The following is a 14,571-nucleotide window of genomic DNA, read 5'->3' on the forward strand; positions in this document are numbered from 1 at the left end:
TTCAACTCCTATCCGATCTCCAATAATTTCTCGATCCACCGAAAAAAATCGTTCCTGAACCGTTCCGCGTCGACCTGCACGCATATTCGGGCCGTCGGCTCCGCCGGGCTCGTCCGAGAGAGATCCTCCGTCGTTCGACCCAACGCATCCGGTTCCAAATCCACTTTGAGAAACATCGGCACGGTGCCGACCAACGAGGGAGCTTTGGCGACGCCTACCGCAAGTGGATCGTGGAGAGCGCAGCCGTTCATGTAGGGATGAAATCTTTTGTATGACTTTATGTAGAAATCCGTGAATTCTCCGAACAACGTGCTTGCTTTCGTCCCGATGTTTCTCCATCTCAGCAAATCTTCTTCGGTCAGCAATGCTTTTCGGGTCACGTCGAGGCTGACCAACGTAATGGGAAGCGCGGATGCGAACACCAGATCGGCGGCTTCCGGGTCGACGTACATATTCGCTTCCGCAAACTTGCTCACGTTTCCGGGGGAAAGAACGGCACCGCCCATGATGACGACGTTGCCGATCATTCCGATGATCGCAGGATCTTTCGCAATCGCCTGGGCGAGATTGGTGAGCGGCCCCGTCGTAACGAGCGTAAGATTCCGCTTATGCAGGCGGGCTTGTCGGATTATAAAATCCACTGCGCTCTCCGGAGAAACGTCGGCGGCCGCCGCGCCGCCCAGCGTGTCTCCTAAACCATCTTGCCCATGGAAATCGGCGAAATATTGCGGCGAGCGTTGAAGCGGTCGGTCCGCGCCCATATAGACCGGCGTATTGCCTCGAAATAAATCGACAATAAACTTGGTATTGCGAAAGGTGCAGTGTACCGGGGCCATTCCATAGGAGACGGTGATCCCGAGCAGCTCGATTTCGGGGGAAGCCAACGCATAGGCGATCGCTAATGCGTCGTCAATCCCCGTGTCTACATCCAAAACCATTTTTACGTTCATACATAACTCCATTCCCGTTTTCATGCGGAGCTCGATCTCCCAGAATGAATGTAAATCAATTTACATAAAAGTGATATAAAGTTACATGAAAATGTATGTTGATTTACAATATAAGGGGGTCGCATCGCTTTGTCAACGGTAATTTAGGTTTTTTAGGAGGGGTAGACCCTAACATTCCGTGGTTGTGTCAGGTATTTGAGTGAAAAAAAGCAGGTTTTCGCAGAGGTTGGAGGTTGATGTGTTATGTTATGTGACTTCGGTCAATCGATAATCGAGGGCAGACCCTTGAGACCAATGCGGGAAGGGAGCTGTCCTCGTTGACGAAGTACATGGAAATCATTCATATCCGATTATCCGAGGAAATTCGAGAGCAGGAGCGTCGCGGGGCGGCGGAGCGCATGAAAGAAGAGGCGTACGAAACGCCGATTCAAACCAAAGCGCTGTTGAACGTGGAGAAGAAGGATCAGATCGCCGCCGCTTCGCTCGTCAATGAGGGCGATGTCATCTATATCGATTCCGGGACGACGGTTTATGAGAGTCGCTCGCCTCCATTGCAGGATCTTTGACGGAATCGCAATTGGACAATATGTTTTTCGATAAAGCGTTCCTAGGAGCCAGCGGCCGAAATGAACGGCGCCGCTGCCGCCACAAAGGTAGAATACCGTAAAAAATGCACCGCATTTGTCATCGAAACACGTCGGGCTCGTTCCTTATAATGATGTGGGATTTATTATAGGGAGGGAACGACATGTCTAAAACATACCGCATCGGAATCATCGGCTGCGGCGGCATCGCGAACGGCAAGCATATGCCGGCGCTGAAAAACCAGCCGAACGCCGCGATGGTCGCCTTCTGCGATATCGACGAGCAGCGCGCGCGGGAAGCCGCCGAGAAATTCGGCGCGCCGGAAGCCAAGGTGTATACGGATTATAAGGAGCTGCTCTCCGACGCAACGCTCGACATCGTGCACGTGTGCACGCCGAACGATTCGCATGCCGACATCTCCATCGCCGCGCTCGAAGCGGGCAAGCATGTCATGTGCGAGAAGCCGATGGCGAAGACGGCGGCCGACGCGCGCCGAATGGTCGAAGCGGCGAAGCGGACGGGCAAGAAGCTGACGATCGGCTACCAAAACCGGTTCCGCGCCGACTCGCAATACTTGAAGCGGGTGTGCGACGCCGGCGAGCTGGGCGATATTTATTACGCCAAAGCGCACGCGATCCGCCGCCGCGCCGTGCCGACGTGGGGCGTGTTCTTGGACGAGGAGAAGCAGGGCGGAGGGCCGCTCATCGATATCGGCACCCATGCGCTCGATTTGACGCTCTGGATGATGAACAACTATAAGCCGAAGGCGGTGCTCGGGACCGCGTTCCATAAGCTGTCGCAGCGGGAAGGCGCCGCCAACGCATGGGGTTCTTGGGATCCGAAGAAATTCACCGTGGAAGATTCCGCGATGGCGATGATCACGATGCAGAACGGCGCGACGATCATGCTGGAATCGAGCTGGGCGATCAACCTGGTGCGCACCGGCGAAGCGAAGACGACGCTGTGCGGCACGGAAGGCGGCGCGGATATGGACGACGGGCTGCGCATCAACGGGGAGAAGTACGGCAAGCTGTTCACGAATCGCATCGAGCTCGACGCCCGAGGCGTAGACTTCTACGACGGCAGCAAAGAAGATCCGGCCGATCTCGAAATGAAGCTGTGGCTTGCGGCGATCGAGAACGACACCGATCCGGTCGTGACGCCGGAACAGGCCTGTGTCGTATCCGAAATTCTTGAAGCGGTATACGAATCTTCGAGAACGGGCAAGGCGGTATATTTCGAATAAAAAAAGCGGCTCCGCTTCACGCGGGCCGCTTTTTTCCTTAAAAACCTACTTTGTAAGGATCGACGGCCAACACAGGGTCGCCGTTCACGGAAAGCCAGATATAGTAGTACTCGTAATCTACGCCGGTCGGGTTGATTACATTGCTATAAATGGATTGTTGCAGTTGGAACGTGAGAGCGCCAGTACCTAATTTCGGTGCCGATACCAAAGGGACGTTCACATTCAAATGTTTGTCGGAAGAAGAGTCGTACGTAGCGGCGCTCGCCATGCCTGCGAAGGCCAGTTGGCAAGCGAGAATCGCTCCGCCGATCAGCAGCGTGCGTTTCGTTGTCATCCCAATTCACCTCGTTGCGCTCAAAATAAAAAAAGCGCTCCATTCGGTAACTGGCTGCCATTCGCTGTAACGAGAAGGCCCTCTAGTTTTGCGTCCTTGTCTTTCGACAAGTTTGCCTTTTATCAAGAAGTGCTTTGCTTCCTAGCGTTAATATTTTAAGAAGATGCTTAGTGATGAAAATATATCAACTTTCGACATGCCTGTCAATGAGAAAGTTGGTATATTCGCGGCCGCGACGTCACAGTTTCGTTTCGCCGGCGATCGAGAGGAACGCTCGAACGATTTCGGGGTGATACATCGTTCCGCTGCATCTCTCGATTTCCTGCATCGCTTCTTCCTGCGGGCGCCCTTTCTGATACACGCGATCCACGGTCATGGCGTCGTAGGAATCTACGACGGTGATGATGGCGGCCAGCTTGGAAATTTGATTGCCCTGCAGACCGCGAGGATATCCTTTGCCGTCGTAGCGTTCATGATGCTGTTCCACCACTTCCCCGACGATTTTCAAATCGGGCATGCCCGTTTCTTCCAGCAGCCGCCGTCCGTATACCGTATGCAGCTTCATCTGCTCGAACTCTTCGTCGGTCAGTTTGGACGGTTTGTTGAGAATGTGCTCCGGGATTTGCGTTTTGCCGACGTCATGCAGGAAGCCCGCCAAGTTCAAAACGTAGATTTCGTAAGGGGAAAGCCCCATTCTCTCTCCTACGAGGGTAGCCAACTTTTTGATCCGGTTGCAGTGGTCGGAGGTGTACCCGTCTTTCTCTTCGATTTTCACGGCGAGGTCGAACAATTTTTGAATGGATCCGCTGTAATTATGAAAATAAGGCCGGGAGACGACGTATAAGATTTCGGTTTCCCCGACGGCGACGAACATCGCCATCTCGGTAATCATATGCGCGGTAACGGAATCGCCCGGGCTCAGGACGACGTCCCCTTCCGGGCGTTTCCAAATCAATTGTCCGGATAAAATATAAATATATTCGAGCGCTTCCCAGCCTTCTTCGGGAGCGAGGTAAGAGCTGACGCCGTCTTCCAGCTTATGATGAATGATTTCCGTGCCGTCGCCGGTCGTGATCAAGGAGAAGAGCTGACCTTTCATGGGTACGGACTCGATGTATTCGCCTTTTCGATGGACTCTGACCCTCATCTTCCAGATCTCTCCCCCAGGTTCGATTGCATTCAGTATATCACTCGCGCTTCGGATATGGAGAATTATGTTGAAATTTGTCGAGTTTTATACAATTTTGCGGCAATCTCGAGCTGACGGGACGGACGCATTCTGTTACGAGCCGTTCCCCGCGGTCACCGGATACGGTTCCCGCAGCCTGTCCTTGAACTGCTTCGGCGAGCAGCCGTTCAATCGGCGGAACACGTCGTAAAAATGGCCGAGGTTCGTCATGCCGACCGATTCGGCCACTTCGGCGATGCTGGCGTTGCCGGTGAGCAGCAGCTGCTCGGCTTTCTTGATGCGCTTGTACAAGACGAAGTCGCTGAACGACATGCCGACCGCCTTTTTAAACAACTTGATGAAGTGAGTATAACTCATGTTCAACCGGGCGCTCAGCTCCGAGACGGACAGCTTCTCGCCGAGATGCGACTCGATGTAATCGACCGCGGGCTGGAGCCGCTCGAACAAGCCGTTGTCGAGATAGTTTAAGTGCTTGTTCGTGTCGTGACGGAGCAGCAGGAGCAGCATTTCTTTGATGCGGGAGGAGACGGCCAATTCGTAGCCGCTTCTCTTCTCGTTCATTTCCCGGTAAATGTCGCGAATGAGCGCGCCCGTCCGTTCGCGGACGTCCGGATGCTCGGCATACACGTAATTAAGCGAGCTCAGCGGACGAATGACTTCCGAGAAATGCTGCATGCTCTTTAGCGTGCTTTCGTCCCAATATTTGCGGAGATCGATTTGGAAGACGATGTAGCTGAGCTGTCCGTCCGTCGTTTGGATCGTCGTGTGCGGCTCCGAGGAGCCGAAGACGGCGACATCGCCTTCGCCGAGGACGAATCGGTCCTGCTTGCAGAAGGCGGTCATCCCCCCGTGCAAAATATGAAGAAACTCGACTTCTTTATGGTAATGCCACAAGGAGAAGCGCTGGCTTTGCCAGTCCTGCTCAATGCGGGTTTGGACGTCTCCGCCGCTGTCGAAGGCCGTATCGATTTGCCAAATGCGAATCGCCAGGAACGGGTCTTGATAGACGACTTGCTCGTAACGCATATCGGGATACATAAAGAGAACTCCTCGCTGAAACACAGGATTTCGTACATCCATTCTACCACATGCGCATCATATTTTACCCGGCGTGACAGAATACCGTAAAGATTGCATCGAATTTGCCATCGCGCCGGGACGGGTTCTTTTCTTATAATAATCTCAACATAGACTCTAGAAGGAGCGTACATAACCATGGCTTTGAACGTAACGATTTGGAACGAGCACCGGCACGAGAAGAAAAACGAGACCGTCGCCGCGATTTATCCGAAAGGGATTCATGCCGCGATCGCGGAAGGGCTGGACGTCGACGCCGAGGTGACGTTCGCGACGCTCGACGACGAGGAGCACGGCCTTACCGACGCCGTGCTGGAGAAGACGGATGTCCTGATCTGGTGGGGCCATGTGGCGCACAACGAAGTGAAGGACGAGATCGTCGCGAAGGTGCATCAGCGCGTGCTGAAGGGCATGGGGCTGATCGTGCTGCACTCGGGTCATTTCTCGAAAATTTTCAAAAAGCTGATGGGCACCTCCTGCGACCTGAAATGGCGGGAAGCGGACGACAAAGAGCGCGTATGGGTCGTCAACCCGGCGCATCCGATCGCGGCCGGGCTCGGCGAATATTTCGAGCTGCCGAAGGAAGAGATGTACGGCGAGCATTTCGACATCCCGGCGCCGGACGAGCTCGTGTTCGTCAGCTGGTTCGAGGGCGGCGAAGTGTTCCGCAGCGGCTGCTGCTACACGCGCGGCAACGGCAAGGTGTTCTACTTCCGTCCGGGGCACGAAACGTATCCGACGTATTATGACGCGAACGTGCGCAAGGTCATCTCCAACGCCGTGAAGTGGGCGGCGCCGGTCGATCGGGCGTATCCGACGTACGGCAACGCGAAGCCGCTCGAGCCGATCTCGGAGAAGGCATGAGCCGGCTGAAAGTCGGCGTCGTCGGCACGGGCGGCATCTTCAAGGCGGCTCATCTGCCCGGCTGGCTGGCGCATCCGGACGTCGAGCTCGTCGCCTTCTGCGACGCGTACCGGCCGTCCGCGATCGCTGCGGCGAACGAGTTCCCCGGCGCGAAGGTGTACGACGATTACCGCGAGCTGCTCGCCGATCCGTCGATCGACGTCGTCGGCATCAGCACGCCGAACGCGTACCATTCGGAAATCGCCGTCGCGGCGCTCCATAAGGGCAAGCACGTGTTCTGCGAAAAGCCGGACGCGGTGAACGCCGAGGAGGCGCAGCGGATGGCGGACGCGGCGAAGGCGGCGGGCAAAGTGCTCATGACGATGCGCAACAACCGGTTCAGCGAAGAGGCGCAGTTCCTTAAGCGCGCGATCGAGCGCGGCCAGCTGGGCGAGCTGTACATGGGCCGCTGCGGCTGGATTCGCCGCCGCGGCATCCCCGGGCGGGGCGGCTGGTTTACGACGAAGGCGCTGTCGGGCGGCGGGCCGCTCATCGATCTCGGCGTCCATATGATCGATCTCGCCATGTGGCTGAACGGCAACGCGAAGCCGGTGACCGTCTCCGGCTCCACGTACCGGAAGTTCGCCGACCGGCCGGACCGCTCCGGCCGCATGCCGGAAGGCACGTTCGACGTGGAGGATTTGGCGGCGGGCTTCCTGCGGTTCGACAACGGCGCGTCGCTGCAGATCGAGTTCAGCTGGGCGTCGAACGTCGAAGCGGAGCAGAAGTTTCTCGAGTGGCGCGGAACGGAAGGCGGCTTCAGCCTGGTCAACGACCGGCTCAAGCTGTTCACGGAGCAGGACGGCGCGCTGATCGACGCGTCGCCGTCGTTCGAGGCGCCGCGCGTGCCGCAGCATACGGCGAACATTCGGCATTTCGTCGAGTGCGTGCTCGGCCGCGAAGAGCCGATCTTCACGCCGGAGCAAGGCGTCGACATGATTAAAATATTAACGGCCATCTACGCGTCGGCGGAGAGCGGGCGGGAAATCGTATTATAGGCAGCGAATCAGCGCTCCCGAACGGGGGCGTTTTTTCGCGTTTCCGCGGCAGGTTTTCCGGTTTCCGCGCGAAACGTGGTAAAATGGTGGGGCACCCTTTTTTATCGCGACTTTTCATTCTATTGGGGAGGTGCGCTCATGCAATTGATCGCAGCATCGGAGGTCCAGCGTCGGCTCGACGCGTTGAGGGACCAAGATGTATATATGCATTTGGAGATGACGACGGGCGCCTACGCCGCGCATTTCGACAGCCAGAAACATCCGGCCGCCACCTTCGTCAGCAACGCCGTCATTCGGTACGCTCACGGTTCGATTTCCGGCCACGGTCCGTATCGGGTGGGGCTCAAAACGGCATCGGGCTGGGTATATTCGGAGGGGCTGACGCATTACGACGAGACGGATCCGGAGCGGCTCATTTTGGCGGGGCACGACGGGCAGGGCAAATTGGTCGTCGCGCTGCAGCTCAGCCTGCAGCCGTTCTAAGGGAAGAGGAGATGAACGCAATGGAGGAGCGTCGCATATTGGTCGTTCTGCCGCATCCGGACGACGAAGCTTTCGGACTGTCCGGCACGCTGGCGAAGCTGATCCGGGAGGGAGCCCGGGTGACGTACGCATGCCTCACCTTGGGGCAAATGGGAAGAAACATGGGCATTCCGCCGTTCGCGAGCCGCGTCACGCTGCCGGACATTCGCCGGCAGGAGCTGGAGGAATCGTGCCGCGCCATCGGCATTCACGACGTAAGGATGCTCGGCTTCCACGACAAAATGCTCGAATTCGAAGACCGCGCGCTGCTGGACGGGGCGATCGCCGAGCTGCTGAAGGAAATTCGTCCGACGCTGGTGTTCACCTTCTATCCGGGGTACAGCGTTCACCCGGACCACGACGCAACCGGAGCCGCGGTCGTCCGCGCCGTCGGCCAGCTGCCTCCCGCAGAGCGCCCGCCCGTGCACTGCATGGCATTCGCCAAAAACACGAGGGAGGACCTCGGCGAACCCGATATCGCGGAATTCGTCGGTCCGTTCATGGAGCAGAAGCTGGCGTCCATCTACGCGCACCGCACGCAGTTTCAAGCGGCGGAGCTCGTCGGCAACAAGACGATGGACGAAATCGTCGAACGGTTCGGCACGGAGCGCTTTTGGATTTATCGATTCGAAGAGTAACAAACAAAAATCTCACAGATTGCAGACAAACTCCTTCGTTCCGTGCGGAACGGAGGAGTTTGTTTTGTTCCGGGACGGACGATGCGGAAGAGAGTAATTTAGTATCCTTCAGGTAACCAAGTGAAGATAATGTGCGTACTTCTCAGCCCATCGCCTTAAATCTATAATTTAATGACCAACTATCTTATAGTAGGAGGAACCGGAGATGAACTACAGAACGCTCGGTAAAACGGGGTTGAACGTTTCGGAAGTCGGTTATGGCGCATGGGGCATCGGAAAATCGTCCTGGATCGGGGCTTCCGACGATGAATCGACCAAAGCGCTTCATACATCCATTGATCTCGGCTTAAATTTCATTGATACTGCGCTCGGTTACGGGGAAGGTCACAGCGAGAGATTGGTTGGTCAGGTTGTGAAGGAACGCTCTGAAACGATTTATGTCGCAACGAAAATTCCGCCGAAAAACAGACAATGGCCGGCGCAAGCCGGGGTTCCGGTGGAAGAGACGTTCCCGGCGGATCATGTGATCGCGTGCACGGAACAAAGTCTTACAAATTTGGGGATGGACACGATCGACGTCCAGCAGTTCCACGTTTGGTCGGACGAATGGGTTGACCAAGGCGATTGGCTCGAAGCGGTTCAGAAGCTCAAAGAACAGGGGAAAATCCGGTATTTTGGCGTCTCCATTAACGACCATCAGCCCGAAAACGCGATCAAGCTCATCAAAACCGGCATCGTGGACACCGTTCAAGTCATTTACAACATATTCGACCAAAGTCCGGAAGATCAATTGCTTCCCGTATGCGAGGAGCATCATGTCGGCGTAATTGTTCGGGTTCCACTGGATGAAGGCGGGTTGACGGGGCAAATTACTCCGGATACAACCTTTAATGAAGGCGATTTCCGCAACGGCTATTTCCGGGGGGACCGCAAACAGGAAGTGTACGAACGTGTACAGAGGATTACTTCCGATCTCCATATTTCCGTTGACCAAATGGCAGAAACCGCCCTGCGCTACATATTGAGTCATTCTGCCGTATCTACCGTAATTCCGGGCATGCGTTCGATTCGCAACGTGGAACGCAACTGCCAGGTCGGCGACGGACGCGGATTGCCGAAGGAACAGGTTGAAAAGTTAAAAACGCACCGTTGGGTCCGCAACTTTTACAAAGCATAAGCAAGAATTGTCTGCAATGTGAGCCGTCCCGCACGCGAGGCGGCTTCGTCTATTTCAACGCTCTTTCCTGATGCTGCAGCACGCTCTCCTGATACTGCCTCGGGGACATCCCCATCTTTTTCCGAAAAATGCGATGAAAATAAGAATAGCTGTTGAACCCTGCGGACTCGGCCGCCTTCTCCAACGTCATGGAGCTGTAGCGGATTCGTTCGCAGGCGATATGGATGCGGACGTCGTTCAAATAGCCGATGATCGTCTTGCCGAAGGCTTCCTTGAACAGGTGGGTCGTACGGGACTCGCTCAGGTTGGCGTGTTCGGCGATGTCGGACAGCGTGATCGGTTTCGTAGCGTTCCGCTCGATGAACTGCTTCACCCGGTGCGTGACGAAGTGATGTTTCTCGCTGCCGCCTTTCGATTCTGCCAGCAGTCTGTCGATGTAGCGCAGAAAGATGCGCAGCAAATATTCCAACACCGTGGCGTCGACTTCTTTGACTCTCCGCATCTCGTAAAGAATCTGTTTCCAGATATTGAGCAGCGCTTCGTCGATCGCAACGTAGCTTCGCTGCGGGTAGGACCGGCAGCGCCACCATTCGTCCAAGATCGTGCCGCTGGCAATGAGAAAATAGTCCGCGCTTAAGCAGCCCTGTTCGGCCCGGTCGTCGCGAGGGTCGACCTTCATCAGATAGGGAGTGCCTGGCTTCATCATAATGAGCTCTCCCTCGCGGATCTTCTCCATTCTCCCGTCGATGAGAATTTCGGATTCGCCTTGCATCTGCAGTCGGATCAGGTAGTACAGCAGGCCGGCTCGCGCATCGGCAAGAACCGGTTTGAAGTGAACGGAGTACCCGGCCGCGTGTATGACGCCCGGAGTTTTGGTTTCGTCTGGCATGTCGATCCCCGCATCCCGAAGATGGTCTTGTAAAAATTATAACAGGAGTCAATAGGGTTAATCTAGAAAGTTATAGCAGAAATGTGCAACCCGCAGCGGGATCCTTCATGGTCAGCGGATAAGCCCGCATGGTTTAATGGGATACAAAGACAACGCTTACATTACGGCGATCGCAAGCTCCCATCCATGCGCGGTCGAATCCTTCGCGAAAAAGGAGAATGCTCGGGATGACGAAGACCATCAGAGGTGCGGTAATCGGGTACGGCGGTTCCTTCAATATGGGCAAGGCGCACGCGGAGCAGATGATGCGGCACGGCATCGAATTCGCGGCGGCCTGCGATCTGGACGCGGCCAGACGCGAACAGGCGAAGCGCGATTTTCCGCACATCCGCACGTTCTCCACGGTGGAAGAGCTGCTTGCGCAGGACGGAATCGATTTGGTGACGGTCATCACTCCGCATCATACGCACTATCCTCTCGCGGAACAGATCTTGCTAAGCGGCCGGCACTGCGTCCTCGAGAAGCCGATGTGCATCCGGGCCGAAGAGGCCGACCGGTTAGTCCAGCTGTCGCAAAGCGTCGGGAAAATGCTTTCCGTGTACCACAACCGCCGCTGGGACGGCTGGTATTTAACGCTTCAGGATCTGCTTGCGAGAGACATTCTCGGGGAATTGTTCCACATCGAAATGTTTATTGGAGGCTGCTGGAGACCTAAGGATTGGTGGCGGTCGGACAAAGCGGTGTCGGGAGGCATTTTTTACGACTGGGGCGCCCATTACGTCGATTACCTCCTGGGCGTCGTGCCCGGCAAAGTGACGAGCGTGAAAGGATTCATTCAGAACCGGCTGTGGCATGAGTTCACGAACGAAGACCATATGGACAGCATCATTACGTTCGAAAACGGGGCGACGGCGTACATTCAAGTATCGAACATCGCCTACGCCGGCAAGCCGCAATTCCGTTTCCTCGGTACGAAAGGGGCCGTCGTGGACGAAAACATCCGGGACGGGGAAATGACGCTGTACACCGATATCAACGGCGTTCGGGTGGAAAGCAAGCTGAAATGCCAGGAAAGCAAACAGGATCTGTATTACCGGAATATCGCCGACCATCTGATGAACGGCGCGGAGCTGATCGTAAAACCCGAAGAAGCCCGCCGCATCATCTCCATCATTGAGACGACAGAGCGCTCCGCCGTGCAGGGCGTCGAATTGCCTGTTCCCTACGAAGAACCGCTGGCGGTGAAAGGCTAAGTGAGGAAAGGGAGGCCGGCCATGGGAAACGAACGTCCGGGAATCGGGATACAGCTGTATACGCTCAGAAACGAACTGCAGCAAGATTTCGAAGGAACGCTGCGCGCGCTGGCGGAGATCGGCTACGAAGGGCTGGAATTCGCCGGCTACGGGGGAAGGGCCGCCGGAGACGTCAAGCGGCTGCTGGACGAACTGGGACTGCGAGCGATCGGCAGCCATGTCGGCTTTCCCGCCTTGCGCGGGCGTCTCGCCGAGGAGATCGCCGCAGTGAAGGAGCTGGGCGGCGATTATCTCATCTGCCCGTCCGTGCCGATGGACCAGCGCCATGCGGGAGCGCCGTGGCCGTCGCTGTTCGGCGAATTGGAGCAGTTCGGCGCACTGGCGCGGGAAGCGGGATTGAGCTTCGGCTACCATAACCACGCGTTCGAATTCGAGATCGCCATCGACGGGCGGCCCGTCTTCGACGCCTTGTTCGGCGCGACATCCCCGGAGAACGTCATCGCGGAAATGGACGCCTGCTGGGTGCAGACGGGCGGACGGGATCCGGTGGAATATATTCGGCGATACGCCGGCCGGGCGCCGCTTCTTCACTTCAAGGATTACGGAGCGATCGAAGGCGGCGGCAAGGATACGGTGGAGCTGGGCGAGGGAGAGTTGGATTTGCCGGCGATATTGCAGGCGGCGCTCGAGGCGCGGACGGAATGGCTGATCGTCGAGCAGGACCGCTGTCAGAGAGACCCGCTGCAAAGCGCCGCCAACAGCTTTGCCTGGCTGAAGCGAGCGTTGGACGGCGCCGTCCCCTAGTTCAATCGGCTTGTTGCAAGCGCTTTCCGTTAAGGCTTGAGATGTCCGGACTCGGGTTCGCCCGGGTCCGAAGGGAGGGCAGTTCGTATGGGATTGCGAAGCGATGAGATTGTCTATTCCGGAACGGTACCGAAGAAGAACGTCCGCATTACGGCTTTGCAGACGCTCCGCAAAAACAAAATGCTGCTTTTGATGCTGGCGCCCGCCGTGCTTCACGTGTTGATATTCGCCTACGTGCCGATGGTCGGCGTCCTGCTCGCCTTCAAACGATTCCAATATCAGCTCGGCCTCTTCGGCAGCCCCTGGGTCGGACTCGAAAACTTTCGATTTTTCTTCATGTCGGGCGACGCCTGGATCGTGACCCGGAACACGCTGCTCTACAACGCGGCTTTCATCCTCCTCATTCCTCTGGTGCAAATTTTGCTCGCCGTCTTCTTAAGCGAGATCGGATCGAAATGGTTCAAGAAGCTCGCGCAGTCCGCCATGTTTTTGCCGTTTTTCATCTCCTGGGTCATCGTCGGATCGATCGCTTATAACTTGTTCAACTTCGAGGTCGGGCTGTTGAACAACGTGTTGAAAAGCTTCGGGATCGAGCCGGTCAATATATACAGCGAGGTTGGCGTCTGGAAATACATTTTGTTCGCCTTCAAGCTCTGGAAGGAGCTCGGCTACGGGATGGTCATCTACTTGGCCGCCATCGTCAGCATCGATCAGCAAATGTACGATGCCGCCAAAATCGACGGGGCCAACGTGTTCCAAAGGCTTCGCTATGTGACGGTCCCGAGCATATTCCCGGTCGTCGTCCTGTTGTTCCTGCTCTCGGTCGGGCAAATTTTCCGCGGCGAATTCGGGTTGTTCTACCAGTTGATCGGCAACAACGGGATTCTCTACGATCAGACGGATATTATCGACACGTTCGTGTTCCGGGCGCTGCTCACGTCTTCGGATATCGGCATGGCGGCGGCCGCGGGCTTTTATCAGTCGATTACATGTTTCATTACGATCGTGCTGATCAACTCCTTCATCAGGAAAGTGAAACCGGATTACGCCTTGTTTTAACGAACCATGCGGGAGGGTTACCGGCATGAAAAAGAAACCCCTGGACGAGATTGTCTTTCTGGCTTTAGGCTATCCGTTCGTAGCTTTTTTCGCTTTGCTCTGTCTCGTTCCGTTTTTGATGATCATCTCCTCCTCCTTCACGCGGGAAGAATTCATTTTGCAGCATGGCTACACGCTTTTTCCCCGGGAGTTCAACCTAGAAGGCTATCGATTGATATTCAAAACGCCGATGACGATTTTCCAGGCGTACGGAGTCACGATGCTCGTGACCGCCGTGGGAACCGCGCTCGGCATTCTGATCAGCACGATGACCGGATATGTGCTGCAGCGGCCGGACTTCTCCTGGAGAAATTCCTTCTCCTTCTATCTGTTCTTCACGACGCTCTTCAACGGCGGGCTGGTCCCCTGGTACATTCTGATCACCCAGTACCTCCACCTGAAGGACACGTTATGGGCGCTCATTATTCCGTCGTGCGTATCCGTATGGAACATTTTGCTCGCCAAAGGCTTCATTCGGGGCATCCCGTACGCCATTACGGAGTCGGCCAAAATCGACGGCTGCGGCGACTTTAAAATTTTCTGGCTGCTCATTCTGCCTTTATCCAAACCGGTCATCGCCACCATCGGTCTCTTCACCGCCTTGATGTATTGGAACGATTGGTACCACGCGATGCTGTTCATCACCGACAAATCGCTCTATCCGCTGCAGTACTTCCTGTATAAACTGCTCGGCGACATTCAGGAAATGCGAAGGGTGATGGAGGAGGCGGGGCTGTACATCGAATCGTTCCCCGTGGAATCGATGAAAATGGCGCTGACGATCGTCGTCACGGGTCCGATCATCTTCCTATATCCGTTCGTTCAGCGCTTTTTCTTGAAGGGGTTGACGATCGGGTCGGTCAAAGGGTAACCCCGGTTCAGGTTGCCGGTAGAGATACAAGCAGCTC

Annotated in this window: 16 protein-coding genes and 1 riboswitch; of the genes, 11 read left to right on the top strand and 5 right to left on the bottom strand. The window is 56.0% G+C overall.

Going from position 1 to position 14,571, the window contains the following annotated elements; genetic code table 11:
- Positions 1-8: 8 nt before the first annotated feature.
- Positions 9-950: a nucleoside hydrolase gene (locus VE009_RS15765; protein WP_325009223.1), complete on the bottom strand. Its 942-nt coding sequence runs from the start codon at positions 948-950 to the stop codon at positions 9-11.
- A 317-nt stretch (positions 951-1,267) separates the two neighbouring features.
- Here VE009_RS15765 and VE009_RS15770 point away from each other — a divergent pair, with 317 nt between their 5' ends.
- A complete protein-coding gene (locus VE009_RS15770; RefSeq protein WP_325009225.1) occupies positions 1,268-1,516 on the top strand; it encodes a hypothetical protein in 249 nt (82 codons plus the stop codon).
- Between the two features lie 182 nt (positions 1,517-1,698).
- A complete protein-coding gene (locus tag VE009_RS15775) occupies positions 1,699-2,781 on the top strand; it encodes a Gfo/Idh/MocA family oxidoreductase (protein WP_325009227.1) in 1,083 nt (360 codons plus the stop codon).
- A 37-nt stretch (positions 2,782-2,818) separates the two neighbouring features.
- Here VE009_RS15775 and VE009_RS15780 read toward each other — a convergent pair whose 3' ends face one another.
- The 3 genes from VE009_RS15780 to VE009_RS15790 all read right to left on the bottom strand — a co-directional run bounded on the left by VE009_RS15780 (position 2,819) and on the right by VE009_RS15790 (position 5,342).
- Positions 2,819-3,115, bottom strand: coding sequence for a hypothetical protein (locus tag VE009_RS15780; RefSeq protein ID WP_325009229.1), 297 nt, complete (start codon positions 3,113-3,115; stop codon positions 2,819-2,821).
- Between the two features lie 42 nt (positions 3,116-3,157).
- A riboswitch (cyclic di-GMP riboswitch) is annotated at positions 3,158-3,242 on the bottom strand.
- Positions 3,243-3,353: 111 nt separating this feature from the next.
- Entirely contained in the window at positions 3,354-4,262 is a 909-nt protein-coding gene (locus VE009_RS15785) for an HD-GYP domain-containing protein (RefSeq protein ID WP_325009230.1), read from the bottom strand.
- A gap of 135 nt (positions 4,263-4,397) precedes the next feature.
- Positions 4,398-5,342 carry an AraC family transcriptional regulator gene (locus tag VE009_RS15790; RefSeq protein ID WP_325009232.1) on the bottom strand — a complete coding sequence of 315 codons (945 nt, stop codon included), beginning with the start codon at positions 5,340-5,342 and terminating at the stop codon, positions 4,398-4,400.
- Between the two features lie 177 nt (positions 5,343-5,519).
- Here VE009_RS15790 and VE009_RS15795 point away from each other — a divergent pair, with 177 nt between their 5' ends.
- The 5 genes from VE009_RS15795 (at position 5,520) to VE009_RS15815 (ending at position 9,619) form a co-directional block, all read left to right on the top strand.
- A complete protein-coding gene (locus tag VE009_RS15795; protein ID WP_325009234.1) occupies positions 5,520-6,245 on the top strand; it encodes a ThuA domain-containing protein in 726 nt (241 codons plus the stop codon).
- On the top strand, positions 6,242-7,282 hold the full coding sequence (locus VE009_RS15800) for a Gfo/Idh/MocA family oxidoreductase (protein WP_325009236.1): 1,041 nt from the start codon (positions 6,242-6,244) through the stop codon (positions 7,280-7,282). The genes VE009_RS15795 and VE009_RS15800 overlap by 4 nt, the downstream gene beginning before the upstream one ends.
- 138 nt (positions 7,283-7,420) lie before the next feature.
- Positions 7,421-7,765, top strand: a complete 345-nt coding sequence (locus VE009_RS15805) for a YojF family protein (RefSeq protein ID WP_325009238.1) — start codon at positions 7,421-7,423, stop codon at positions 7,763-7,765.
- A gap of 20 nt (positions 7,766-7,785) precedes the next feature.
- A complete protein-coding gene (gene bshB2, locus VE009_RS15810; protein WP_325009240.1) occupies positions 7,786-8,442 on the top strand; it encodes a bacillithiol biosynthesis deacetylase BshB2 in 657 nt (218 codons plus the stop codon).
- A gap of 205 nt (positions 8,443-8,647) precedes the next feature.
- On the top strand, positions 8,648-9,619 hold the full coding sequence (locus VE009_RS15815; RefSeq protein WP_325009242.1) for an aldo/keto reductase: 972 nt from the start codon (positions 8,648-8,650) through the stop codon (positions 9,617-9,619).
- 49 nt (positions 9,620-9,668) lie between these two features.
- On the opposite strand, the gene VE009_RS15820 is transcribed toward VE009_RS15815, so the two are convergent.
- Positions 9,669-10,508: an AraC family transcriptional regulator gene (locus VE009_RS15820; RefSeq protein ID WP_325009244.1), complete on the bottom strand. Its 840-nt coding sequence runs from the start codon at positions 10,506-10,508 to the stop codon at positions 9,669-9,671.
- Positions 10,509-10,735: 227 nt separating this feature from the next.
- Here VE009_RS15820 and VE009_RS15825 point away from each other — a divergent pair, with 227 nt between their 5' ends.
- The 4 genes from VE009_RS15825 to VE009_RS15840 all read left to right on the top strand — a co-directional run bounded on the left by VE009_RS15825 (position 10,736) and on the right by VE009_RS15840 (position 14,534).
- A complete protein-coding gene (locus VE009_RS15825; protein ID WP_325009246.1) occupies positions 10,736-11,761 on the top strand; it encodes a Gfo/Idh/MocA family oxidoreductase in 1,026 nt (341 codons plus the stop codon).
- A gap of 21 nt (positions 11,762-11,782) precedes the next feature.
- Positions 11,783-12,565, top strand: a complete 783-nt coding sequence (locus VE009_RS15830; RefSeq protein ID WP_325009248.1) for a sugar phosphate isomerase/epimerase — start codon at positions 11,783-11,785, stop codon at positions 12,563-12,565.
- A gap of 87 nt (positions 12,566-12,652) precedes the next feature.
- Positions 12,653-13,624, top strand: a complete 972-nt coding sequence (locus VE009_RS15835; protein ID WP_414694873.1) for an ABC transporter permease — start codon at positions 12,653-12,655, stop codon at positions 13,622-13,624.
- Between the two features lie 25 nt (positions 13,625-13,649).
- Complete coding sequence (locus VE009_RS15840; RefSeq protein ID WP_325009249.1) at positions 13,650-14,534, top strand: carbohydrate ABC transporter permease; 885 nt, start codon at positions 13,650-13,652, stop codon at positions 14,532-14,534.
- Positions 14,535-14,571 lie beyond the last annotated feature (37 nt).

It is taken from the genome of Paenibacillus sp., assembly GCF_035645195.1.
Lineage (GTDB): Bacteria > Bacillota > Bacilli > Paenibacillales > YIM-B00363 > Paenibacillus_AE.